The organism is Paractinoplanes globisporus DSM 43857 (assembly GCF_000379645.1).
Taxonomy (GTDB): domain Bacteria; phylum Actinomycetota; class Actinomycetes; order Mycobacteriales; family Micromonosporaceae; genus Actinoplanes; species Actinoplanes globisporus.
Genome location: NZ_KB903309.1, coordinates 41045 through 64532, shown reverse-complemented (window position 1 = coordinate 64532; position 23488 = coordinate 41045). Strand labels below are relative to the sequence as shown.

At 69.4% G+C, this 23488-nt stretch carries 24 protein-coding genes, 4 tRNA genes and 2 pseudogenes; 8 read left to right on the top strand and 22 right to left on the bottom strand.

The window, feature by feature from the left end; genetic code table 11:
• Nucleotides 1–28: 28 nt before the first annotated feature.
• From rpoB to A3CQ_RS0124335, 15 genes are all read right to left on the bottom strand, one after another.
• Entirely contained in the window at nt 29–3469 is a 3441-nt protein-coding gene (rpoB, locus tag A3CQ_RS0124405) for a DNA-directed RNA polymerase subunit beta (protein WP_026206134.1), read from the bottom strand.
• Nucleotides 3470–4098: 629 nt separating this feature from the next.
• Nucleotides 4099–4485, bottom strand: a complete 387-nt coding sequence (gene rplL, locus A3CQ_RS0124400) for a 50S ribosomal protein L7/L12 (RefSeq protein WP_020513578.1) — start codon at nt 4483–4485, stop codon at nt 4099–4101.
• A 55-nt stretch (nt 4486–4540) separates the two neighbouring features.
• Nucleotides 4541–5086, bottom strand: coding sequence for a 50S ribosomal protein L10 (rplJ, locus tag A3CQ_RS0124395; RefSeq protein WP_020513577.1), 546 nt, complete (start codon nt 5084–5086; stop codon nt 4541–4543).
• Nucleotides 5087–5673: 587 nt separating this feature from the next.
• Nucleotides 5674–6354: a hypothetical protein gene (locus A3CQ_RS0124390; protein ID WP_020513576.1), complete on the bottom strand. Its 681-nt coding sequence runs from the start codon at nt 6352–6354 to the stop codon at nt 5674–5676.
• Nucleotides 6351–7091, bottom strand: a complete 741-nt coding sequence (locus tag A3CQ_RS53855) for an ATP-binding cassette domain-containing protein (RefSeq protein WP_020513575.1) — start codon at nt 7089–7091, stop codon at nt 6351–6353. The genes A3CQ_RS0124390 and A3CQ_RS53855 overlap by 4 nt, the downstream gene beginning before the upstream one ends.
• 61 nt (nt 7092–7152) lie before the next feature.
• Nucleotides 7153–7860: a 50S ribosomal protein L1 gene (gene rplA / locus A3CQ_RS0124380; RefSeq protein ID WP_020513574.1), complete on the bottom strand. Its 708-nt coding sequence runs from the start codon at nt 7858–7860 to the stop codon at nt 7153–7155.
• A gap of 61 nt (nt 7861–7921) precedes the next feature.
• Nucleotides 7922–8644, bottom strand: a complete 723-nt coding sequence (gene nusG / locus A3CQ_RS0124375) for a transcription termination/antitermination protein NusG (protein WP_020513573.1) — start codon at nt 8642–8644, stop codon at nt 7922–7924.
• Between the two features lie 29 nt (nt 8645–8673).
• On the bottom strand, nt 8674–9057 hold the full coding sequence (gene secE / locus A3CQ_RS0124370) for a preprotein translocase subunit SecE (protein ID WP_020513572.1): 384 nt from the start codon (nt 9055–9057) through the stop codon (nt 8674–8676).
• 108 nt (nt 9058–9165) lie between these two features.
• Nucleotides 9166–9238, bottom strand: a tRNA-Trp gene (locus A3CQ_RS0124365).
• Between the two features lie 103 nt (nt 9239–9341).
• On the bottom strand, nt 9342–9731 hold the full coding sequence (locus A3CQ_RS0124360; protein WP_020513571.1) for a MaoC family dehydratase: 390 nt from the start codon (nt 9729–9731) through the stop codon (nt 9342–9344).
• Between the two features lie 3 nt (nt 9732–9734).
• Entirely contained in the window at nt 9735–10184 is a 450-nt protein-coding gene (locus A3CQ_RS0124355) for a MaoC family dehydratase N-terminal domain-containing protein (RefSeq protein ID WP_020513570.1), read from the bottom strand.
• 66 nt (nt 10185–10250) lie between these two features.
• The gene (gene rpmG, locus A3CQ_RS0124350) at nt 10251–10418 is read right to left on the bottom strand and encodes a 50S ribosomal protein L33 (RefSeq protein ID WP_015618978.1); all 168 of its coding nucleotides are present in this window, start codon (nt 10416–10418) and stop codon (nt 10251–10253) included.
• An 82-nt stretch (nt 10419–10500) separates the two neighbouring features.
• A tRNA-Met gene (locus tag A3CQ_RS0124345) sits at nt 10501–10573 on the bottom strand.
• A 47-nt stretch (nt 10574–10620) separates the two neighbouring features.
• Nucleotides 10621–10693 (bottom strand) — tRNA-Thr (locus tag A3CQ_RS0124340).
• Nucleotides 10694–10764: 71 nt separating this feature from the next.
• Nucleotides 10765–13302 carry a putative bifunctional diguanylate cyclase/phosphodiesterase gene (locus A3CQ_RS0124335; RefSeq protein ID WP_020513569.1) on the bottom strand — a complete coding sequence of 846 codons (2538 nt, stop codon included), beginning with the start codon at nt 13300–13302 and terminating at the stop codon, nt 10765–10767.
• Nucleotides 13303–13781: 479 nt separating this feature from the next.
• Here A3CQ_RS0124335 and A3CQ_RS0124325 point away from each other — a divergent pair, with 479 nt between their 5' ends.
• On the top strand, nt 13782–14195 hold the full coding sequence (locus A3CQ_RS0124325; protein WP_020513567.1) for a hypothetical protein: 414 nt from the start codon (nt 13782–13784) through the stop codon (nt 14193–14195).
• A gap of 6 nt (nt 14196–14201) precedes the next feature.
• On the opposite strand, the gene A3CQ_RS0124320 is transcribed toward A3CQ_RS0124325, so the two are convergent.
• The 3 genes from A3CQ_RS0124320 to A3CQ_RS0124310 are packed head-to-tail and all read right to left on the bottom strand — an operon-like array spanning nt 14202 to nt 15868.
• Entirely contained in the window at nt 14202–15005 is an 804-nt protein-coding gene (locus A3CQ_RS0124320; protein ID WP_051115336.1) for a sulfurtransferase, read from the bottom strand.
• A 12-nt stretch (nt 15006–15017) separates the two neighbouring features.
• Nucleotides 15018–15320, bottom strand: a complete 303-nt coding sequence (locus A3CQ_RS0124315) for a hypothetical protein (RefSeq protein WP_020513565.1) — start codon at nt 15318–15320, stop codon at nt 15018–15020.
• Between the two features lie 53 nt (nt 15321–15373).
• Nucleotides 15374–15868, bottom strand: a complete 495-nt coding sequence (locus tag A3CQ_RS0124310; protein ID WP_020513564.1) for a YajQ family cyclic di-GMP-binding protein — start codon at nt 15866–15868, stop codon at nt 15374–15376.
• A 149-nt stretch (nt 15869–16017) separates the two neighbouring features.
• Here A3CQ_RS0124310 and A3CQ_RS0124305 point away from each other — a divergent pair.
• Nucleotides 16018–16098: transfer RNA gene (locus A3CQ_RS0124305), tRNA-Tyr, on the top strand.
• Between the two features lie 57 nt (nt 16099–16155).
• Here the strand turns inward: A3CQ_RS0124305 and A3CQ_RS53850 are convergent.
• Nucleotides 16156–16476: a GNAT family N-acetyltransferase gene (locus A3CQ_RS53850; protein WP_020513563.1), complete on the bottom strand. Its 321-nt coding sequence runs from the start codon at nt 16474–16476 to the stop codon at nt 16156–16158.
• Nucleotides 16477–16574: 98 nt separating this feature from the next.
• On the opposite strand from A3CQ_RS53850, the gene htpX reads away from it, so the two are divergent.
• Together htpX and A3CQ_RS0124290 are read left to right on the top strand one after the other, a co-directional pair.
• Nucleotides 16575–17462, top strand: coding sequence for a zinc metalloprotease HtpX (gene htpX / locus A3CQ_RS0124295; RefSeq protein WP_040432769.1), 888 nt, complete (start codon nt 16575–16577; stop codon nt 17460–17462).
• 150 nt (nt 17463–17612) lie between these two features.
• A complete protein-coding gene (locus tag A3CQ_RS0124290; protein ID WP_020513561.1) occupies nt 17613–18881 on the top strand; it encodes an MFS transporter in 1269 nt (422 codons plus the stop codon).
• Here the strand turns inward: A3CQ_RS0124290 and A3CQ_RS0124285 are convergent.
• Complete coding sequence (locus A3CQ_RS0124285) at nt 18849–19496, bottom strand: class I SAM-dependent methyltransferase (RefSeq protein WP_020513560.1); 648 nt, start codon at nt 19494–19496, stop codon at nt 18849–18851. The two genes, A3CQ_RS0124290 and A3CQ_RS0124285, sit on opposite strands and share 33 nt — an antisense overlap.
• 76 nt (nt 19497–19572) lie before the next feature.
• On the opposite strand from A3CQ_RS0124285, the gene A3CQ_RS0124280 reads away from it, so the two are divergent.
• Genes A3CQ_RS0124280 through A3CQ_RS0124265 form a run of 4 tightly spaced genes read left to right on the top strand, consistent with a single transcriptional unit; the run spans nt 19573 to nt 22602 of the window.
• Nucleotides 19573–20028 (top strand): DUF1707 SHOCT-like domain-containing protein, encoded by a 456-nt coding sequence (locus A3CQ_RS0124280; protein WP_020513559.1) that lies wholly within the window; start codon nt 19573–19575, stop codon nt 20026–20028.
• Nucleotides 20029–20052: 24 nt separating this feature from the next.
• A complete protein-coding gene (locus A3CQ_RS53845) occupies nt 20053–21060 on the top strand; it encodes an LLM class flavin-dependent oxidoreductase (protein ID WP_040432768.1) in 1008 nt (335 codons plus the stop codon).
• Between the two features lie 40 nt (nt 21061–21100).
• Entirely contained in the window at nt 21101–21940 is an 840-nt protein-coding gene (locus A3CQ_RS0124270) for a GNAT family N-acetyltransferase (RefSeq protein ID WP_020513557.1), read from the top strand.
• Entirely contained in the window at nt 21937–22602 is a 666-nt protein-coding gene (locus tag A3CQ_RS0124265; protein ID WP_020513556.1) for an MOSC domain-containing protein, read from the top strand. The genes A3CQ_RS0124270 and A3CQ_RS0124265 overlap by 4 nt, the downstream gene beginning before the upstream one ends.
• A 296-nt stretch (nt 22603–22898) precedes the next feature.
• Here the strand turns inward: A3CQ_RS0124265 and A3CQ_RS64350 are convergent.
• Nucleotides 22899–23159: pseudogene (locus A3CQ_RS64350) on the bottom strand (IS110 family transposase); the annotation flags it as partial.
• Nucleotides 23160–23177: 18 nt separating this feature from the next.
• Nucleotides 23178–23462: pseudogene (locus A3CQ_RS64345) on the bottom strand (IS110 family transposase); the annotation flags it as partial.
• Between the last annotated feature and the right edge of the window lie 26 nt (nt 23463–23488).

The following is a 23488-nucleotide window of genomic DNA, read 5'->3' as shown; positions in this document are numbered from 1 at the left end:
CCCTCCCCGGAGGAAGGGGCGCCTACCGTCAGATCTCTTCGACGCTGCTGACGCCCTCGTTCGGGCGTCGGGACAGGTCGATACCGAGTTCCTCCGCGGCCCGGAAGACCTCGTCGTCCGTCTCGCGCATCTCCAGGGCCACGCCGTCGCTGGAAAGCACCTCAACGTTCAGGCACAGCGACTGCAGCTCCTTGAGAAGCACCTTGAAGGACTCCGGGATGCCCGGCTCCGGGATGTTCTCGCCCTTGACGATGGCCTCGTAGACCTTCACGCGGCCGAGTACGTCGTCGGACTTGATGGTGAGCAGCTCCTGCAGCGCGTAAGCCGCGCCGTAGGCCTGCATGGCCCAGCACTCCATCTCGCCGAACCGCTGTCCACCGAACTGCGCCTTACCACCCAGCGGCTGCTGCGTGATCATCGAGTACGGGCCGGTCGACCGCGCGTGGATCTTGTCGTCGACCAGGTGGTTCAGCTTCAGGATGTAGACGTAGCCGACCGAGATCGGGTCCGGCAGCGGCTCACCGGAGCGGCCGTCGAACAGCTGCGCCTTGCCGTCGCCGTTGACCAGCCGCTTACCGTCGCGGTTGACCAGCGTCGACTCGAGGAGGCCCTTGATCTCCTCCTCCTGCGCACCGTCGAAGACGGGGGTCGCGACGTTCGAGTCCTTGGGGGACTCGTGCGCCTCGATCGCGCGCAGCTGGCGCTTCCAGTCGGTGTCCTCGCCCTCGACCTCCCAGCCGGTCTTGGCGATCCACCCGAGGTGGGTCTCCAGAACCTGGCCGATGTTCATACGCGAGGGCACACCCAGCGGGTTGAGCACGATGTCGACGGGCGTGCCGTCCTCCAGGAACGGCATGTCCTCGACCGGAAGGATCTTGGAGATGACGCCCTTGTTGCCGTGCCGGCCGGCGAGCTTGTCGCCGTCCTGGATCTTCCGCTTCTGCGCGACGTAGACGCGGACCAGCTCGTTCACGCCCGGGGGCAGCTCGTCGCCGTCCTCGCGGGAGAAGGTGCGAACGCCGATGACCGTGCCGGTCTCGCCGTGCGGCACCTTCAGCGAGGTGTCGCGGACCTCGCGCGCCTTCTCACCGAAGATCGCGCGGAGCAGCCGCTCCTCGGGGGTGAGCTCGGTCTCGCCCTTGGGCGTGACCTTGCCGACCAGGATGTCGCCGGGGACGACCTCGGCGCCGATCCGGATGATGCCCCGCTCGTCCAGGTCCGCCAGCATTTCCTCACTGACGTTGGGGATGTCGCGGGTGATCTCCTCCGGGCCGAGCTTGGTGTCCCGGGCGTCGACCTCGTGCTCCTCGATGTGGATCGAGGTGAGCACGTCCTGCTGCACGAGGCGCTGCGACAGGATGATCGCGTCCTCGTAGTTGTGGCCCTCCCAGCACATGAACGCGACGAGGAGGTTGCGGCCCAGGGCCATCTCTCCCTCGTCGGTGCACGGGCCGTCGGCGATGACCTGGCCGGCCTCGACCCGGTCACCCTCGAACACGACCGGCTTCTGGTTCACGCAGGAGCCGGCGTTCGAGCGGCGGAACTTGTGCAGCAGGTAGGTACGGCGGTGACCGTCGTCCTGGTGAACCGTCACGTAGTCGGCACACAGGTCCTCGACCACGCCACCGACCTCGGCGACGACAACGTCACCGGCGTCGACGGCCGCGCGGTACTCCATGCCGGTGCCGACCAGCGGCGCCTCGGCCTTGACCAGCGGCACGGCCTGACGCTGCATGTTCGCGCCCATGAGGGCACGGTTGGCATCGTCGTGCTCGAGGAACGGGATCATGGCGGTCGCGACCGAGGTCATCTGCCGCGGCGAGACGTCCATGTAGTCGACCTGCGCACCGGGCACGTAGTCGACCTCACCGCCCTTACGGCGGACCAGGACGCGATCCTCGGCGAACGTGCCGTCACTGCTCAGCACGGCGTTCGCCTGGGCCTTGATGTACCTGTCCTCCTCGTCGGCGGTCAGGTAGTGGACCTCGTCGGTGACGGTGCCGTCCTCGACCTTGCGGTACGGCGTCTCGATGAAGCCGAACGGGTTGACCCGCGCGAACGTGGAGAGCGCGCCGATCAGACCGATGTTCGGACCCTCGGGCGTCTCGATCGGGCACATCCGGCCGTAGTGGGACGGGTGCACGTCACGAACCTCGAAGCCCGCCCGCTCACGGGACAGACCACCAGGGCCGAGCGCGCTCAGCCGGCGCCGGTGGGTCAGGCCCGCCAGCGGGTTGGTCTGGTCCATGAACTGCGACAGCTGCGACGTACCGAAGAACTCCTTGATCGCCGCCACGACCGGGCGGATGTTGATCAGGGTCTGCGGCGTGATCGCCTCGACGTCCTGGGTCGTCATGCGCTCGCGGACGACGCGCTCCATCCGGGACAGGCCGACACGGACCTGGTTCTGGATGAGCTCGCCGACGGTGCGCAGGCGACGGTTGCCGAAGTGGTCGATGTCGTCGGCCTCGTAGCCCTCCTCACCGGCGTGCAGCCGGCAGAGGTACTCGACGGTCTTGACGATGTCTTCCTCGGTGAGAACGCCACTGGTGATCGGGACGTCGATCTCGAGCTTCTTGTTGAACTTGTAGCGGCCGACCTTGGCGACGTCGTACCTCTTCGGGTTGAAGAAGAGGTTGTCGAGCAGGGTCTGCGCGTTCTCCCGGGTCGGGGGCTCACCCGGGCGGAGCTTGCGGTAGATGTCGAGCAGGGCCTCGTCCTGCCCGGCGATGTGGTCCTTCTCGAGGGTGGTCATGAGCAGCTCGGACCAGCCGAACCGCTCGCGGATCTGGTCGGCCGACCAGCCGATCGCCTTGAGCAGGACGGTGACGGCCTGCCGGCGCTTGCGGTCGATCCGGACACCCACGGTGTCGCGCTTGTCGATGTCGAACTCCAGCCAGGCGCCCCGGCTGGGGATGACCTTGACACTGGAGAGGTCGCGGTCGGAGGTCTTGTCCGGCTCCTTCGTGAAGTACACGCCCGGCGAGCGGACGAGCTGGCTCACCACGACCCGCTCGGTGCCGTTGATGACGAACGTCCCCTTGGGGGTCATCATCGGGAAGTCGCCCATGAACACGGTCTGGCTCTTGATCTCGCCAGTCGTGTTGTTGGTGAACTCCGCGGTCACGAACAGCGGCGCGCAGTAAGTCAGGTCCTTCTCCTTGCACTCCTCGATCGAGGCCTTGACCTCGTCAAATCGTGGAGACGAGAAGGACAGCGACATAGTGCCGGAGAAGTCCTCAATGGGACTGATCTCTTCGAGGATCTCTGCGAGGCCCGAGTGGGCGTGCGGGTCGTCCGTCGACCGGGCCTGCCAAGCCTCGTTGCCCACCAGCCAGTCGAAGGACTCCGTCTGGAGGGCGAGGAGGTTGGGGACCTCAAGTTGCTCGGTGATCCTGCCGAAAGAGACACGGCGGGGTGCGTAAGCGCTCGACGTACGGCTGGTCTTCGCAGGGCGGGAAGCTGCCAAGATGCGTCCTTCCGAGGACCGGTGCTGCTGATGCGGCTGCAGCTGCGGTATGCAACTGTTTGCGTTGCCCTCGTTTGTAGGCACTGTAACGAGCCCCCAGGAAGTCATCCTCACGGATGTCCTGGCAGGGCTCAAGGCAGAAGGCAGCGCAAACTAGCAGTGTAGCCGCTCGGCTAACCGCTGTCCAGCCCACACCGGAGGGGGCCTGCGGAACGTGTCCCCGCGGCCTCTGACCTGCGCCTCCAGGGGCCAGGGCCAAACGCGGGGCCGCTCGGTACGCGGCATGTCTCCCTCTGGTGCCGTCTGCGAAGGCCCGTTGACTCTGTCATTCCAAATCGCGGGCCACCCCAGGGCGGCTGTCGCAAGCGCGGAGAACTTGCTGATGTCAGCGTGCCTGTCAGCGGACACTCAGTCAAGGGCTGCGCCGCGGGTCGGGCTCGCGCCGCCTCCCGGCGGGCACGTCCTAGCGACCATACTCCAGCTATTGCCCGATTAAACCGACTTTGCCGGTCGGGTGAATGACAGCCGCACGCAAGGCCGCTACCAGGGACAATGCGCGCGAAAACACCGATGGCGAAGACCCGGCACGGGTCTTCGCCATCCGCAAGAGAAAGCTGTGGAGCGTTAGATCACTTGAGGGTGACCTTGGCGCCCTCACCCTCGAGCTTGGCCTTGGCGGCCTCGGCCTTCTCCTTGTTGACACCCTCGAGGATCGCCTTGGGGGCGGCCTCGACGGCGTCCTTGGCCTCCTTGAGGCCCAGGCCGGTCAGCTCGCGCACGACCTTGATGACCTGGATCTTCTTGCCACCGTCGCCCTCGAGGACAACGTCGAACGAGTCCTTCTCCTCCTCGACCGGAGCGGCGGCAGCGCCACCGCCGGCAGCGGCCGCGACGGCGACCGGAGCAGCCGCGGTGACCTCGAAGGTCTCCTCGAACTGCTTCACGAACTCGGACAGCTCGATCAGCGTCATCTCCTTGAACGCGTCGAGCAGCTCGGTGGTGCTGAGCTTCGCCATGTTAGGCAACCTTTCCTAGCTTCTGTGGTGAAATGTCGTGGATTCCGCGCGGCTCTCAGGCCTCGGCGGAACCGTCCTTCTCGCGCTTCTCCTGCAGGGCGGCCGCGAGGCGCGCCACCTGCGACAGCGGGGCCTGGAACAGCCCGGCCGCCTTGGAGAGGTTGCCCTTCATGGCGCCGGCCAGCTTGGCCAGCAGAACCTCACGAGACTCGAGGTCAGCGATCTTGTTGACCTCGTCGGCCGTGATCGCGCGGCCCTCGAAGACACCGCCCTTGATCTTCAGGACGGGGTTGGCCTTGGCGAAATCGCGAAGACCCTTGGCCGCCTCGACCGGGTCGCCACCGATGAAGGCGAGCGCGGTAGGACCGGTGAACAGCGCGTCGAGGCCCTCGATGCCCGCGTCAACGGCCGCCCGCTTCGCGAGCGTGTTCTTCGACACGGAGTACTTGGTCTCCTTGCCGAGCGAACGCCGCAGCTCGGTGAGCTGCTTGACCGTGAGGCCGCGGTACTCGGTCAACACGGTGGCCGCCGAACCACGGAAGTTCTCGGTGAGCTCCGCGACGGCGCTGGCCTTGTCGGCCCGGACCGGCTTGTCCGCCATGTCCCTCCTCTCTCAGTGCTCAAAGCCACTGGTCAGGAGAAGGAACCACGAAATGAGAAACGCCCCGGCGCAAGGGCACGGGGCGGCATCAGGCGCGAGCCTGGAATCGCTGACCGTTCTCCCCTGCGCGGGTCGCCCGCATTCGGCGGGACCTTCGGCCGCGGCCTCCGTCGTGGTGACGGCGACTGCGGCGACCAGCGGTCTATGGGTGGAACTCCGACACGAAACTGTACGCGGTGACGCCGTCACCGCCAAATCGACCCCTCCCGGCCGGAACTGCTTGCTTGGTCGCTCGGCCCGGTATGACCTGATTCCCTGCCTCGATCGGTGCGGGCCGCCCTCACCTGCCTCGCCCACCGTCACCCGCCGATCCACCCCACCCCAGTACTGGGTGGGGCCGAGTGAAGCAGCCGGGTCTGACAGTTTTTGGGGGTTATCCACAGCAGGGGCAGGGCGGGGGCGCCAGGAGCGGGGGCGCCACGAGCGGGGCGCCAGGAGCGGGGGCGCCAGGACGCAGGGTGCGGGGCGCAGGGCGCGGGGCGCCGGGCTCACGCGCACGAGGAGCGCGGGCGTCGGGCGCAGGGGCGTCAGGAGCGGGCGCGGCGCAGCCAGCCGTAGCCGGCGAAGGCGACGGTGCACCACGCGGCCGCCCAGAACACCAGGAGGGCCAGGGTGGCCGCCGGCGGTGCGGCCGGGTCGTTGAGGGCTCGGGCGGTGGCCATCACGGGTGGGACCAGCCAGGGGGCGAACGAGCCGGTCAGGCCCAGCACCACCACCAGCACCGCGGCCACCACCAGCACCGTCACGCCAAGCCGGACGCTGCGGGTGACGGCCCGGCTGGCGAGGGCGCCCAGGGCGATGGCGGGCGGGACGGCCAATAGGTGGGCCAGCACGCCTAGCGCGATGCCGCTGCCGAGCGCGGTGCGGGTGTCGATGCCGTGGAACAGCCAGGGTGCGGCCATGGCGGCCACGCAGACGAGCAGGGAGAGCACCAGGGCGGCCAGGACGCCGGCGGTGGCCTCGCGGGCGGGACCGACCGACAGGCGGGCCAGGCGGCGCTGCACGTCGGGCTCGGTGTCGAGCAGGAGCTTGGTGAGCCAGGCGAGGACCGGGAACAGGGCGGCGGCCGAGTAGCCGTAGGCGACCGCGGCCGGGGAGGCTCCCCCGCCGTAGAGGATCCCGAGTTCGACCAGCACGGCGATCAGCGGGGGCAGGGCGCGGCCGCCGCGCACGAAACCGGCGATCCTCATCCGGACGAGCGCGCTCATTCGCGTACGCCCAGAACGCGGTGACCGGCGGCACGCAGCGCGACCACCGCCCGGTCGGCTTCGGAACGACGGACCGCGACCTCCACGACTACCTCATCCTCCTCCTCGACCGGCGTTGCGGCCGCCGATGGCGGTGGCGCAGAGGTGTGCAGCGTGCCCTCGGCGATCGACCAGTGGATCGCGCCGGGCAGCGCCGTGATCTCGCCCCGATGGTCGCTGACCAGCACGGAGCCGCCCGCCGAGGTCACCTCGGCGACGATGTCCGGGATCAGCGTGCGGGCGACCGAGTCGAGACCCTCCCAGGGCTCGTCGAGCACTAGCAGGCCGGGCGGGACGAGCAGGGCCTGGGCCAGGCCGACCTTTTGCGCGGTGCCCTTCGAGAGGTCGGCCAGGCGGGTGCCGGTGTGCTCGGTGAGCAGCAGGCGCTCGACCCAGCGATCGACAGCCCCTGGGGCCGCGCCCCGCACCGAGGCCATGCGATGCAGGTAGTCGGCCGCGGTGAAGGGCTGGTCGGCCGGGAAGCGCTCGGGGACCCAGCCGACGACCGCGGGACGGTCCCGGACCGCGCCCCGGCCCGGGCGCAGCACGCCGGCGGCCAGTTGGAGCAACGTGGACTTGCCGGCGCCGTTACGGCCGAGCACGACAATCGTGGCGCCCTGCTCGACGGTGGCCGTCACCTCGCGCAGCGTCCAGCCGGCCCTCCGGGCGTACCGGAACCACACCTGCTCGAAACGCACGGCCGCAAGCCTGCCACAAAGAAAGCCCCCGGGATGTCCCGGGGGCTTTCGTGAAAAGCGATCAGGCCTCGGCCTTGAGGCCCTTCACCACGTTCGGGTCGACCGGGACGCCCGGGCCCATGGTCGTGGTGACGGTGACCTTCCTGAGGTACTTGCCCTTGGCCGCGGACGGCTTGACGCGGAGGACCTCGTCGAGCACGGCGGCGTAGTTGTCGATCAGCTGGTCCTCGGAGAACGAGGCCTTGCCGATGATCAGGTGCAGGTTCGAGTGCTTGTCCACCCGGAAGGTGATCTTGCCGCCCTTGATCTCGTTGACCGCCTTGGTCACGTCCATGGTGACCGTGCCGGTCTTCGGGTTCGGCATGAGGCCGCGGGGGCCGAGGATGCGGGCGATCCGACCGATCTTGGCCATCTGGTCGGGGGTGGCGATCGCCGCGTCGAAGTCCAGCCAGCCGCCCTGGATGCGGGCGACGAGCTCGTCGGTGCCGACCTCGTCGGCGCCGGCCGCGACGGCCTCCTCGGCCTTGGCGCCCTGGGCGAAGACGATCACGCGGGCCGTCTTGCCGGTGCCGTGCGGCAGGTTGACCGTGCCGCGGACCATCTGGTCGGCCTTGCGGGGGTCGACGCCGAGACGCATCGCGACCTCGACGGTGGCGTCGAACTTGGTCGGGCTCGAGTCCTTGGCCAGCTTGATCGCGTCGGCCGGCTCGTACAGCTTGGTGTGGTCGATCTGCTCGGCCGCCTTGCGGTAGCCCTTGCTGCGCTGCATTTACTTACTCCTGTGGTTGATGGCGGGGCCTCGGAAAAAGACCCCTCCCACTGACGTGCTGTCAGATCTTGGTGACCTGGTTGAAGTTCAGCTCCACCGGCGTCTCACGGCCGAAGATGGAGACCAGAACCTTCAACTTCTGCTGGTCGGCATTAATTTCACTGATCGAGGCCGGCAGCGAGGCGAACGCGCCGTCGGTGACCGTGACCGAGTCGCCGACCTCGAAGTCGAGGACCTTGATCTCGGGCTTGGCCTTCTTCTCCTCCTGCTCCACGGCCGGGGCGAGCCACTTGAGCACCTCGTCCAGCGAGAGGGGAGCCGGCCGGTCGACCCGGTCGGTGGCGCCCACGAAGCCGGTCACGCCGGGCGTGTTGCGCACGCAGGAGTACGACTCGGGGGTCAGGTCCATCCGGACCAGGATGTAGCCCGGGAAGACCTTGTTGTTGACCTGCTGGCGCTTACCGTTCTTGACCTCGACCTCTTCGCGGGTCGGCACCTCGACCTGGAAGATGAAGTCCTCCATGTCGAGGCTCGTGATCCGGGTCTCGAGGTTGGTCTTGACCTTGTTCTCGTAACCGGCGTAGGAGTGCACCACGTACCACTCGCCGGGGGCGTAGCGCAGCTTCTGCCGCAGCTCCTGCACCGGGTCGAAGTCGTCGTCCTCGTTCTGCGGTTCCGCCTCGTCTGCGGAAACGGCGGCCTCGACCGACTCGTCGGTGTCCGCCGTGGCCACCGACGAGAGCTCGTCGGCGGACCGCGCGGTCTCGTCGTCGTACTCAGGCACGCTCGCTCACTTCCAAATAAGTCTGCTGATCACTTGCCGCCGAAGGCCCACAGAACGGCCTTCCCGAACCCGTAGTCCAGGACACCCACGATGGCGGTCATGACCGTCACGAAGACGATCACGATCGTCGTGTAGGTCAGCAGCTCCTTGCGCGTCGGCCAGATGACCTTACGCAGCTCACTGACCACTTCACGGAAGAAACCACCGATGCGGCCGAAGAAGCCGGTGCGGCGTGCTTCCTTCTTCTTTTTCGGCGCCTCGCCCTTGGTGCGCTCGGCGACGGCGGTGCCGCCACGGCCTACCGGCTCGGCCTCGAGATCGTCATCGGACTCCGCGTCATCGGCGACGGCGTCGTCAAACACCTCGTCGTCGGCCGGGTCGCCGGCGTCACCGGGTCGATTCCTCTCGGCCATGGCGCCCTACTTCCGTGATCGGTGGTGGTGGTCCCCGTCAGCGCCCATTTCCGGGGGCGGGGGTCGTGCGGACCGCTGTCCCGGGCGGGCACGTCTGGGAGAGTTGCGCAGGGGTGACAGGACTTGAACCTGCAGCCTGCGGTTTTGGAGACCGCTGCTCTGCCAATTGAGCTACACCCCTGTGCGAGGTTGATCACCCCATTCCTCGCGCAGGCGAGTTCAGGGGGTCATTGGCCCCACGGCGGACCAGTGTACGGGTAGACCGCGGGTTATCCCAACCCGCCCTACCGCTTCCGTACGACTGCTTGTGCCATCGAGAGAACTTTCTCCCCCTGACACGTCGCGGTGAGCGTCAGCTTGGTGTGCCCCTCCTCGGTCTCGCCCTTCACCGCGACGGAGACCACGACCTCAGTGCCCTCGTCGGTGTCGGGGACCGGGACCGGCCGGGAGAAGCGGACGCTGAACTCGACCACCGCGTCGGGTGCGCCGGCCCAGGCGGTCACGGCCCGGCCCACGAGGGCCATCGTGAACATGCCGTGGGCGATCACGCCCGGCAGGCCGACCGAGGTGGCGAAGCGCTCGCTCCAGTGGATCGGGTTGAAGTCGCCGGAGGCGCCGGCGTAACGGACCAGGTCGGCCCGGGTGACCCGGAAGGTCTGCGTCTCGAGGCTCACGTTTTACTCCTCCCCGCGCTGAACGAGCTTGGCCCAGACGGTGACCACGAGCTCGCCGGCCTCGGTCGAGACGTCGCTGCGGGTGGTCATGAAGTCGTGCCCGCCCCGGGTGGTGATCTCCTCCACCGTGTTCACACAGACCAGGGCGTCGCCGGCCACGATGGGCCGGGCGTACGCGAAACGCTGGTCGCCGTGCACCACGCGGCTGTAGTCGATGCCGAGCTCCGGGTCCTCGACGATCTGGGCGTGGCTGGACGCCATCGTGAGGACGATCGGGAAGGTCGGCGGGGCGACGACGTCGGCGTAGCCGAGCGCGCGGGCCGCCTCAAGATCTTGATACTCCGCCTCGGCGGCACCGATGGCGCGGGCGAACTCGCGGATCTTCTCGCGACCGACGATGTACGGCTCGGTGGGCGGGTATGAACGTCCGACGAAGGATTGGTCCAGGGGCATGCCCACAAACTACTCTGCGCCGCCCTTCCGGACGGCGCAGCAGGCGTTGCTCGGGTAGTGCTGGAGTCAGCGGGTCTCGCGGTGCAGAGTGTGGCGGCCGTCCCGGGGGCAGAACTTCTTCAGCTCGATGCGGTCGGGGTCGTTGCGCCGGTTCTTCCGGGTGATGTAGTTCCGCTCCTTGCACTCCGTACACGCCAGGGTGATCTTCGGACGGACGTCGGTCGCCTTGGCCACGGCAAGGTGCCTTCCTGCTCACAGGGTTACTTAACGACATGCCAGCGTAGACGCTCGACAGGCCGATCTGCAAAAGTGCTAGTAGCGGTGGCCGGACTTGAACCGGCGACACAGCGATTATGAGCCGCTTGCTCTGCCAACTGAGCTACACCGCCGCGCCAGGCCCAAGTTCAGCGCCAGCGGCGGGGAACGAACCCGGTAGAGCCCCCTTACGGAATCGAACCGTAGACCTTCTCCTTACCATGGAGACGCTCTGCCGACTGAGCTAAGGGGGCTTAGCGCGCGATCTCTCGCTTGCTGCGCACGGAGAAGAATACACGGCCCCCAGGCGGGGGTGAAATCGGGGTCAGATCACCGCACGCAGCCGCCGGACCTCGCCCGTGGGGGTGGATTCCGGCTCGGTCTGCGCGCTGAACCAGGCCTCCAGCCGCTCGTACGGCAGGGGACGGCTGAAGAGGTAGCCCTGGCCGATCTCGCAGCCCATCTCCTCCAGCAGGTCGAGAGTCAGCTCGCTCTCGACGCCCTCGGCCACCACGGTCAGGCCGAACTCACGGGACAGGCTGATCACCGCTCGCACGATCGCGAGGTCGCCGGAGTCGGTCGCCATGCCCTGCACGAAGCTGTCGTCGATCTTGACCTCGTGGACCGGCCACTGCCGCAGGTAGGACAGCGAGGAGGCGCCCGTGCCGAAGTCGTCGACGCTGAGCCGCACGCCGAGGTCGCGCAGGCGGTAGAGGGTGGGCAGCACGCGCTCGATGTCGCCGAGCATGCCCGGCTCGGAGATCTCGAAGGTCACCTGGGCCGCGGCCACGCCGTACCGGTCGAGCAGCTCTTCGACCTGGTCGGGGAAGCGGGAGTCGAGCAGGGTGCGTACCGAGAGGTTGACCGCGATGGAGAGCGGACGGTCGGCCTCGGCCCACTCGTGACAGCGGCGCAGGCCCTCGGAGAGCACTCGCTCGGTGAGCCGGGAGAGCTGGCCGGTGTGCTCGGCGACCGCCACGAAGTCTTCCGGGGCGACCTCGCCGTGCGCGGCGTGCGTCCAGCGGGCCAGGCACTCGACGCCGACCAGGTGACGGTCGGCGAGGGTCACCTTGGGCTGGTAGTAGACGTCCAGGTCGTCGTTGTCGAGGGCCTTGCGCAGGTCGGCGGCGATGCCCAGGCGGCGCACCGCGCGGGACTCCAGAGCGGGGTGGAACAGCTGCACGCCGTACGGCAGAACCTTGGCCGCGTTGGCGGCCAGCTCGGCCCGCTGGATGAGCGTCTCGGGATCGCCGCCGTGGTCGGGGTAGACCGAGACGCCGACGGCCGTGTCGACGTCGAGGGTGAGCGAGCCGACCGTCATCGGCCCGCGCAGCTGCTCGCGCATCTCGGTCGCCAGCTGGACGGTCGCGTCGGTGCTCTCGGCGCGCTGAGTCACCACGAACTCGTCGCCGCCTATCCGGCCGACCAGGGCGCCCGGGCCGGCGATGCTGCGCAGCCGCTCGGCCACCTCGGCGAGCAGCTTGTCACCGGCCGCGTGGCCCATCGACTCGTTCACGTCGCGCTGGCCGTCGACGTCGAAGAGCAGGGTGGCGACGACTTCTTTCTCAGCGCGCACCTTGACCGCCTCGGCCAGCGCGTCGGTGATCCGCCGCCGGTTGGGCAGGCCGGTGAGCCGGTCGTGGTACGCGTCGTGCCGCAGCCGCTCGACCAGCCGGGAGTTTTCCACCGCGGCCGCCGCGTGCGCCGCGATCGTCTCGAGCACCTGCACGTCGGCGGCGCGGAAGGATCGGGTGTCGCCGAGCCGGTTGACCACCTCGAGAGTGCCGATCGTGGTCTGACCGGAGCGCAGCGGCACGAGGACCGCGTCCTTGATCTTCAATGCCCGTAGCTCGCGGCGCAGGTCCTGAGTCTTGGCGAACTGGGGGCCGACGGCGAGCGTCTGGCCGTCGGCGAACGCGCGCTCCCGGACGGCAGTGGGCGTGGGCGAGAGGTCGAGCAGTCCCTTGTTCTCCACCCGGGCCGTCAGCAGCACCTCGGGATGGCGGCCCTGGGGAGCGAGCCACAGCGTCGCGTACTCGGCGCGCATCAGGGCACGGACCCGGCCCAGCAGCACGTCGGGCAGGCCGGCGTCGTCGGGACCCTCCTCGCGTACGGCCTTGGTCAGTTCGTAGACGTCGGTGAGCGTGCGGTGCTGCCGGAAGAACTCGGCGAACGACCGGAGCATCAGGACCAGCGCGGCGATCAGAATCGCCAGGAGCAGCGCCGACCAGCGGCTGGCGACCAGGGCTTCCAGGAACACCAGGCCGATCACGATGTTGACGCCGGCGATCGCGATCGCCGGCGGCAGGCCACGCAGCATGTCCAGCCCGGCGGGGACGCCCTGGACCAGGCTCATCACGCCGGACACGCAGATCATGTCGACGATCACGTTGACCAGCAGGGCGATGGTCAGGACCGCCCAGGTGCGCGGGCCGGCGTGCTCGTCCACGTGCAGCGCCGTCACGATCAGCGCGGCGGCCGAGATCGAGGCGGTGGCCTTGGCCACGTTGAACCACATCTTGGCCGGCATGACCACGGCCGAGCGCGCCAGCTGCGTGATGATCGTCGCGGCCGCCACCACCAGGGGCACCATCGCGCCCGGCAGATAGAACAGCGCCAGGATGAGCGGGACCTCGGTCAGGATGATGCTGTACGACCCGCGCCGGATGACGACGTTGAAGACGCCGACGTACGCCATGCAGACGCCGGCCAGCGCGAGGAGCGCCCCCGGCCACGACCTGTACCACGTCGGCTCGGCCAACCAGAGAGCCACGACGCAGACGGTGGCGAAGACGGCCAGCGGGCCGGTGATCAGCCATGCGTACTGTGCGGATCGCGGGCGTGCCTGCGGACGCCTGACCATAACGCTCCCTTTTCAGTCAGCGTCGCAGTCGATGCCCGGGCCGGCCGGGCGCGGGACGGTCAGTCCCACTCAATGCTGAGGGTGCTGAATTGAACGGCGCTCTTGCTCTCGTCCGCGTTCCCAGCGGCGGCGCCCACGCCACCAAAGACGACTGCGAGCACGAGAACCAAGCCGGCTACGCGGCCCAGCTTCCTTGCGAACATGCCCGACTCCTGTGACGTCATAACGCGAACAAGTTGTTACGCAAACCGGCGGGGGGTCACATGATGGTGCCACACCAGTTGTGCGACGGGGAGTGTCCGGCGGCGGGTCGGAGCCTCACACGCCGAAATCCTGACCGAACGGCTGAGGTGCACTCTGGACTCACACCCGAAAAATTGACAGCTTTACGGCCGAAATAGCAGTAGATATGAGGGCAATTCGCATCCAACCTGTCAAGATCACTTGACGTCAAGAAGCCCTGACGGCAGGCTGGCCCGATGACTGCGTCACCGGACGAACTGGAGCGCGAGCACACCCTGTCCACCGCTACAACGCGGTACGACGAGCTTCGGATGCGGGACGCTCTCGCGACGATGGCCGGCGAGCCGCACGGCGAGGACGCTCCGCCACCACTCAGCCGCGACGAGGCCCTCGAGATGCTGGCGCTCAGCGAGGTCGTGATCCGTAAGGCCGGGTACGGCCGGCAGGCGATGGTGCGGGCGGCGCGCGGCGCCGGGGCATCGTGGACGCAGATCGGGACGGCACTGGGCAGCAGCAAGCAGGCCGCCTGGGAGGCACACACCCGGTGGATCGAGGAGCAGGGCCGCCAGCACGACCGCACCGGCTACGAAGGACTCGGCCCGGAAGCGGTCGCCGAGGCCCGCGGCCTGGCCGGCGAGCCCGACTCCTAGGCCTTCTTACTCGCCGGTCGCGGCGGGTCGCTCGGTGGCGCTGTACTGCGACCACGAGCCCGGGTAGAGACGCCCCGGGGCGAAGCCGGCCCGCTCGAGGGCCAGCAGATTGTGGCAGGCGGTGACCCCCGACCCGCAGTAGGAGACGACCTCCGCGCCGTCGGTGACGCCGACCGCCACGAAGCGCTCGCGCAGCTGCTCGGGCGGCAGGAAGAGGCCGGTACCGTCCACGTTCTCCCGGCAGGGCAGGCTGCGGGCGCCCGGGATGTGCCCGGCTCGCGGGTCGATCGGCTCGGTCTCACCACGGAACCGCTCCGGCTGACGGGCGTCGAGCACTACGTACTCATCGCTGGTGGCGTCCTCGATGCCCGCGAGCCTCTCGCTCGGCCAGGGCCTCGCCTCGAAGCTCCCCCGGGCCCGCTCCGGCGTCGTCGTTTCCAATTTTCCCGCGTACGCCGTGAGCCCGCCGTCGAGGAGAGCGGCAGCGTGTCCCGTGGCGCGCAGCATCCAGACCAGCCGTGCCGCCATCACGCCGCCCGCGTCGTCGTACGCGATCACGATGTCGTCGTCGCTCAGGCCGAGCCCGGCCATGCGCGAGGCGAAGGCCTCGGCGTCCGGCAGCGGGTGCCTGCCCTCGGCCGGTTCCCCGTGTGCCGCGAGATCGGTGTCGACGTCCACGAAGATCGCGCCCGGGAGGTGGCCGCCCTCGTAGGCCGCGCGACCCGACCGCCCGTCCAGGTAGTAACGGACGTCGGCGAGCACCACCGGCTGCGTCTCCACGAAGTCGAGCCCGACCACCGGATCAATCATGGCCGCACCCTATTACTTGCGGCTGAGGGTGCGGTGCCCACGCGGGCGGAAGCGGACCACCGCCACGGTGACCAGCGCGATCGCGACAACGGTGGCCACCAGCGTCACGATGCCCCCGCGGAGCGCGGTGCCCAGCACGATCAGCGTGAGCCCCACGCCGAACAGCAGGTGGTAGCACCCGGCGTCCCGCACGCTGCGGAACGCCCGCACCGTCGCGTCCGGCGCCCGGCCGGTGACCAGCATGCCGCCGCCGAACACCGCCAGGACGATCCCGGCCACCCCGCCGACCACCGTGGTCCACGTACTGGCGTTCATAGCCTCAGTCTGCCGCCGGAGATGCCCCCGGCGGCGCGGTTCCGCGAGGCTCGTCAGCGGTAGTTGGTGAACTGCAGGGCGACCCCGAAGTCCTCGGCCTTGAGCAGCGCGATGACCGCCTGCAGGTCGTCCCTCTTCTTGCCGGTGACGCGCAGCTGGTCGCCCTGGATCTGCGCCTGCACGCCCTTCGGCCCCTCGTCGCGGATCTTCTTGCTGATCGCCTTGGCCTTGTCGGTGTCGATCCCCTCGACCACCTTGCAGTCGATCTTGTACGTCTTCCCCGACTGGCGCGGCTCGCCCGCGTCCAGGGACTTGAGGGAGATGTTCCGCTTGATCAGCTTCTCCTTGAACACGTCGAGCGCGGCCGAGGCCCGCTCCTCGGTCTCCGAGGTGATCGTCACCCCCTCCTCCCCCGATTTCGCGATGCTGGTGCCCGTGCCCCGGAAGTCGAACCGGGTGCCGAGCTCCTTCTCCGTCTGGTGGAACGCGTTGTCGACCTCTTGCCGGTCGACCTTGCTGACGATGTCGAAGGACGGGCTGGCTGCCATGATCAGACTCCTGCGGGCTGGCGTACGTCGATGTGTGCGGAGGACCGGGACCCGGCCCCCGACATGCCGACCGTACCCGGTTGCATTCCCCGGTGGCGGAACCGCTATCCTGTTCTCCGCTGCTGCGGGAGACCGCAGGAGTGTGCCCAGGCGGGTTGCCCGAGCGGCCAATGGGAGCGGACTGTAAATCCGTCGCGAAAGCTTCGAAGGTTCGAATCCTTCACCCGCCACACTCAGCGCACAGAAGGCCCCTGGCCAGGCAGAACGCCGCCCAGGGGCCTTCTTCGTCAGGCCTCGAGGAAGAGGGCCAGCGCCTGGCTGGCGATGCCCTGACCCCACGCGGCGCGGTCGATCCAGTGCGTCAGCTCGGTGTCGCCCTCCATCACGAAGCTGGCGATGTTGCCGACCGGCTCGCCGTCGCGGGTGATCATGCGGTTGGTGGTGGTGGGGTCGGTCCGGATGCGGGCCAGGTGGGCGTCGAAGCGGGCACGGTCGGACGGATCGGGCGGGGTGAAGGCGGCCATGTGCACCGCCTCGGGGTCCCGCATCATGCGGAAGAGGAAGTCCGCGTCGGCGTCGGCGAGGGGGCGCAGGGCGATCACTGACATTCCCGGGAAGCTACGCGATCTTCAGCGAATTCACAGCCCGCAGGGGATGAAAGCGCCGGTCAGGGGCGTTGTCGAGGGTGCGCGCCCGAAGGGGCCGCATGCCTAAGGAGTCCCTGTTGTCCAGCCATCACAACGGCCTCAAGACGGCCGCCCTGCTGGGTTTGCTCACCGCGATCATTCTGGCGGTCGGGTACTGGCTCGGTGGCGGCGCCGGCCTGCTGTTCGCGGTGGTCATCTCGCTGGGGATGAACGCCTTCAGCTACTTCTACTCCGACAAGCTCGCGCTGCGGGCGATGCGGGCCCGGCCGGTCAGCGAGGCCGAGTTCCCGGCGTTGTACCAGATGGTGCGGGAGCTGTCGGCCACCGCGCGGCAGCCGATGCCGCGCCTGTACGTCTCGCCGTCGGCGCAGCCGAACGCGTTCGCGACCGGGCGCAACCCGCAGCACGCGGCCGTCGCCGTCACCGCGGGCATCACGCAGCTGCTCGACCGGCGTGAGCTGCGGGCGGTGATCGGGCACGAGCTGTCGCACGTCTACAACCGGGACATCCTGATCTCGAGCGTGGCGGGTGCGCTGGCCGGCATCATCACCGCGTTCGCGCAGCTGGCGATCTTCCTGCCGCTGGGCGGGTCGGACGACGACGACGGCCCGAACCCCGCGTCGCTGCTGCTGATGCTGATCCTCGGGCCGCTGGCCGCGTCCGTGATCCAGCTGGCGATCAGCCGGAACCGGGAGTTCCAGGCCGACGCCTCGGGCGCCGAGCTCAGCGGCGACCCGCTGGCCCTGGCCAGCGCGCTCGAGAAGATCCAGTACGGGGCGCAGCGCCTGCCGCTCCCGGCCGACGGGCAGCTGACCAGCGCCGCGCACCTGATGATCGCCAACCCGTTCCGGAGCGGTGGCATCTCGGCGCTGTTCTCCACGCACCCGCCGATGGAGAAGCGGATCGCCCGGCTGCGCGAGATGGCGGGCGCCATCCAGTACAGCTAAGCACGTTGGCAAGGGCCGCCCTCGGCAAAAGGGGGCGGCCCTTTTGCTGTGTTCCGCAGCACCAACCCCGTGTTTCCCGCGTGTTACCGCGTTAGGGTCGGCGGCCGGATCGGTCGTTACCGACGTCCGGGACTCGAGGAGGCGAAAACCGTGACCGCGTTGCGTCAGTACCTTGGCGTATGGCGGCTGCCCGGCGGACGGGCCCTGCTGAGCGTGGGAATCCTGGCCCGCCTCGGAATCGGGATGACCCCGCTCGCCCTCCTGCTGCTCGTCCAGCAGGAGACCGGCCGCTACTCGTCGGCGGGCCTGGCCGGCGGCCTCTACGCGCTGGCCGGCGCGGCCGTGAGCCCGATCGCCGGGCGCGTGGCCGACCGCATCGGGCCGGCGCCGATCCTGCTGATCACCGCGGTGCTGCACCCGATCGCCCTGGTCGCGCTCGTGCTGACCGGCCGCGGCGGCGAGGACGCCCTCACCTGGATCTTCGTGACCTCGGCGCTCGCGGGCGCCACCTATCCCCCGCTGACCGCGGCGATCCGGCGTGGCTGGAACACGATGACCGAGGTTGGCGGCGGGCACCATCACCTGCGTAGCGCGGCCCTGGCCGCCGAGACCTCGCTGTTCGAGCTCGTGTTCGTGCTCGGGCCGATGCTGGTGTCGGCGCTGGTGGTCATCACGCACCGGCCGGCCACCGCGCTGATCGGCGCCGCGATCGCGACCTTCGCCGGCACCACGCTGATCGCCCGGCTGCCGGTGATGCGCGGCCGGCACGCGCACGCGCCGGAGCACGCGGCGAAGGGGCTCGGCCCGCTCCGATCCGGCGGCTTCCCGGCGCTGCTGATCTGCGTGGTGGCGCTCGGCATGGCGTTCGGTGCGGCCGGGGTGATCGTCCCGGCGTACGCGAACCAGCACGGCGGCGGCGACGGCCTGGGCGGCGTGCTGCTCGGCGTGTGGGGTGTGGGCAGCGCGATCGGCGGGATCTGGTTCGGCACCCGGCGGCCGGCGATGCCGCTGTCGAAGCAGTTCGCCTGGCTGCTGGGCGCGGTGGGCACCAGCTTCCTGATCCTGACCGTGATGCCCGGCCCGCTCTGGCTGGGCATGGCCCTGGTGCTGGGCGGCGCGACCATCGCCCCCGCCCTGACCGTGGAGAACACGCTCGTGGGCCGGCTCGCTCCCGCGGCGATGCTCAACGAGGCGTACACCTGGATAGTGACCGTCTCGGTGGGCGGGAGCGCCGCGGGTGGGGCCGTCGCCGGGGCGATCGTCGACCAGCCGGGCGGGCTGCCCTGGTCCTTCGTCTTCGCCGGCGGTGTGCTGGTGCTGGCCGCGCTGGTGGCGGCCGTCCCGCGCGGGTCGATCGCGCAGGCCGACCGGCACGCCGAGGACCGGCTACGCGAGGCGATCGCGGCCGAGGCGGCGTAACAGCGTCAGCGATTGGAAACGCCAGTCGGCCGATGCCGGGACCACGTGGAAGTCGACAACATCGAAGCGCTCCGACGCGTACGCCAGAAGCTCTTGGTCTTGCCTCAAGGAGAAGAACCGGGGCGGATCGTGCGAATCGCCCGCGAAGAGCTCCTCGGAGCCCTCGCCGCCGTAGACGCCGAGGAAGAACAGCCCACCGGGTTTCAGCACGGCGTTCAGCGAGCGCAGCGCGGCATCAAGATCCGAGTTCGGTACGTGGAGAAGCGTGTTGACCGAGTAGACCGCGTCGAACGACTCCGCGGGAAAGCCCAGGTCCAGGACGTGCCGCAGGTGGGCCGGCACCCCCTTGGCGCGGGTCAGCTCGACCATGGCCGGCGAGGCGTCGACCGCGGTGACCTCGAGCCCCTGCTCGCGGAACCAGGCGCTGTCCTGCCCCGAGCCGGAACCGATCTCCAGCAGCGTCGTCGCCCCCGCCGCCCGCAGCCGGTCGTGGAACGCGGCCCGCTCGGCGATCTTCCACCCCTGCTTGGCGGTGATGTCGCGCCTCGCGGCGGCGCTCCGGTCGTACGCGGCCCGGTGCCGTTCCAGAAGCTGATCGTAGAGCCGCGAATTCATGGTTTTTCCCCCTGCCGATCGCTGGTGAGCCTCGGCTAGCCTGACCCGACAGGCGGGGCGCGTAAAGGAGTGTCCGATGGGGAACGAGATGCGGGCCGACGTCGAGCGGCTCCGCGCCGCCGACTCCGATCGGGAAAAGGTGGCCGAGCAGCTCAAGGCCGCGCTCGACGAGGGGCGGCTCTCGCTTCATGAGTACGACGACCGCGTGCGCGACGCCTACGCCGCGAAGACGTACCAGGAACTGCTGGTCCTGCTCACCGACCTGCCCAAGCCGGGCCTGAGCGCCGCCGAGGTCACCGCCCGCCGCCAGGCCGAGGCGCGCCGCGCCGCCCGCCGGATGCCGACCGCGCTGCTCGTGCTCTGGACCATCTGGGCCGCGCTCGCCGTGGTCAACCTGGTGGTGTTCGGGCTGGTCGCGGTGACGGTCGACGGCGACCTCTACCCCTGGCCGGTCTGGATGCTGGTGCCGGGCGCGGCGCTCGCCGCGGTCACCGTCGGGGTGCAAGCGATCCGCCACCAGCAACGACGCTGAGGCCGCCGCGCTAAGGTCGATCGCATGCGCGTCCCACTTTCCGTGCTCGATCTGGCCACGGTCCGAGAGGGGCACACCAGCGCCGACGCGCTGCAGGGCACCATCGAGATCGCCAAGACCGCCGACGACCTGGGCTACGCCCGATTCTGGGTGGCCGAGCACCACAACATGCCGGCCGTGGCGTCGACCTCGCCGCCGGTGCTGATCGCCGCGGTGGCGGCGCGGACCAGCCGGATCCATGTCGGCTCGGGCGGCGTGATGCTGCCCAACCACATGCCGTTCGTGGTGGCCGAGCAGTTCGCGACGCTCGAGGCGCTGCACCCGGGCCGCATCGACCTGGGCATCGGCCGGGCGCCGGGCACCGACCAGGCGACCGCGGCGGCGCTGCGCGGCGTCTCTCCCTACCTCACGGTCGAGCAGTTCCCCGAGCATCTGCAGACGCTGCTGGCGCTGCTCGGCGACGACCGGATCGACCCGGGCGACGCGGCCCGGCTGCACGCCACGCCGGCCGCGGTGAGCTACCCCGAGGTGTGGATGCTCGGCTCCTCGACGTACGGCGCGCAGGTCGCGGCCGCGCTGGGGTTGCCGTTCTGCTACGCGTACCACTTCGCGACCAGCTCCGATGTGGACACGGCCCTGCACCTGTACCGGTCGGGCTTCAAGCCGTCGCCGCGCCATCCGGAACCGCACGTCATGGTCAGCGCCTCGGTGATCGCGGCCGAGACGACGGAGGAGGCGCAGTTCCTGGCCGGGCCCAGCCGGATCATGGCGCTGAGCCTGCGGACCGGGCGGCTCGGCCCGATCGTGTCCCCGTCCGCCGCCGCGGCCGTGGAGCTCTCCGACCTCGACCGCGCGATGCTCGACTCGCTGCCCGGGACCCAGTTCGCGGGCACCGCCGACGAGGTCGTGGCCGGCCTGGACGACCTGGTCACGCGTACCGCCGCCGACGAGGTGATCCTGGCCGGCACGGTCTTCGACCCGGCGACCCGGCAGGACACGCTGGCCCGGGTCGCAAAGGCCTGGGGTCTTTAATCGGGTGCGTCCCACTCCCGCCCGGAGAAGGATGAGAGCCATGTGGGAGCTGACCGAGGACGTCGAGGCTTTCGCCTCGACGGCGGGTGACTTCCTGAGGTCCCGGCCCGTCGAGCACACCGTCTTTCTCACCCTGGTCGATACGTTGCGCAGGCGAGGTCCGCATGCGTACGGCCCGGGGGACCCCATTTTCGGTGCCTGGCGCACGGCCGACGGTGTCACCGACGGCGCGCTGATCCAGACCCCGCCCCATCCGATGATGTTCTCCCGCCTCCCCGCCGGCGCCGTGGCCGCGGCCCTCGACGCGGTCGCCGACCGCCCGCTCCCGGGGGTGAACATGGTGACCGCCGACGCCGCCGAGTTCGTCACCGGCTGGTGCGACCGCACCGGCGCGAAAGCGACCGAGACGATGCGCGTCCGGCTCTACCGGCTCGCCGCCCTGACCCCGCCCGCACCGTCCGCCGGTGCGCCGCGCACGGCCGGCCCGGGCGACCGTGACCTGCTGCTGCGGTGGTTCGCCGAGTTCCACGAGGAGATCGGCGACGTGTTCGAGGACGACTTCGGCCCGGTCGTCGACGACCGGATAGCGTACGGCGGCGTCACGTTGTGGGAGGTCGACGGCTCGCCGGTCTCGATGGCGACCCGCTCGCGGCCCGAGGCCGGCATGGTGCGCGTCCAGATGGTCTTCACCCCGGCCACGCTCCGCGGGCACGGCTACGCGGGCGCGGCCACCTCGACGGTCAGCCGCGAGGCCCTCGACCGGGGCGCGACCGACGTGGTCCTCTTCACCGACCTGGCCAACCCGACCAGCAACGGGCTGTATCAGCGGATCGGCTACCGCCCGGTCCTCGATCGCGTGGTGATGGAGTTCTCCTCATGACCGACGGCAAGGTTCTTCAGGTGAACGTCGGGGTGCCCCGCACCAACCCGGCGAAGAAACTGGCGATGACCGGCATCGACAAGCGACCGGTGTACGACCCGGTCTACGTGCGTCCGCCCGGCCCCAAGACCACCGGTCTGCACAGCGGGCTGATCGGCGACCCGATCGGGGACATCAAGCACCACGGAGGCAACGACCAGGCCGTCTACGCGTACGCCCGCGAGGACTACGACTGGTGGGAGAAGGAGCTCGGCCGGCAACTGGCCGGCGGCGCCTTCGGCGAAAACCTGACCACCGAGGGAATCGACGTCAACGGCGCGCTGATCGGCGAGATCTGGCGCATCGGCGACGAGCTCGAGCTGCAGCCCACCTTCGGCCGCATCCCGTGCGCCACGTTCCAGGCCAGGATGGAGGAGCCGCAGTGGTTGAAGCGGTTCACCCGCGAGAACCGCACCGGCGCCTACCTGCGAGTGATCACCCCCGGCCACGTCCGAGCCGGCGACGGCATCACCGTCACCTACCGCCCGGCTAAAAGCGTGAGCATCGCCGAGGCCTTCGGCATCTACACGCTGAACCCGTCGTCCCTGGCCCGCCTGCTGGACGCCGAGTCGCTCCCCGACGACCTCCGCCAAGAGGTAGAGGACAGACTCACCCGCCTGTGAATCCCGAACTACCGCGGCGGAGACCGACCCGCCTCGACAATGAGGACCCGAGGCGAACATGGCCAAGTATCGATGGCGAACGAGACTACGGGTCGTCCTGCCGTTCTGGTGCATGGCACTGTTCCCGAAAGGCACACAGGACTGCGGTGCGCACGAGTGGTACCGCTCCGACGAAACGCGCTACCACTGCTACCACTGCACCGCCGTCACGAGCCGCCCGCCAATCACGCCCTAACGGTGTGGGGCAGCGGCCCCATGGTCTTAGACGCCCCTAGACATCCCACGTGCGTAAGAAGTCAAGCGGCTGCGGGGAGTTGGCTTGGTGTGGTGGCTTCGTCGTAGGGCTGCCGGTGGCGCAGGCAGCCGTGGAGGATCCCGACGAGCCGGTTCGCGAGAGCCCGTAGTGCTTGGTGGAGGGTGTGGCCGCGTTCGCGGTGGCTGTCGTGGTAGGCGCGGGCGCCCGGTGACCGGCTGAGCGCGGAGAAGGCCTGCAGGTAGAGGGCATCGCGCAGGCGTTTGTCGCCGGCCACGCGGGCGAGTACGACTCGTCTGGTGCCGCAGACCTGCCGTTCCCGATAACGCGAGGCGGACAGCGGATTGATCGCGAACACCTGATAGCCCGCCGCCAGCAGCGCCTGCACCCACGGGCCGCGGTCGGTTTCGATCCCGACCACCACCGTGTAGGGCTCACCGTCACCGAGCAGGTCAGCGATCAGAGCGTGCAGGGCGGCGATCCCGGCGACGCCTTCCGTCAGCCGGCGGCGGGCCAACCGACGCCCGCCGGCATCCTGCACCTCGACGTCGTGATGGGCCTCGGGCCCGAGTCCAACACCGTGAGGAGGAGCTACGCACGCGCTAATGGATCAGTGCTCAAACCGGCACGACA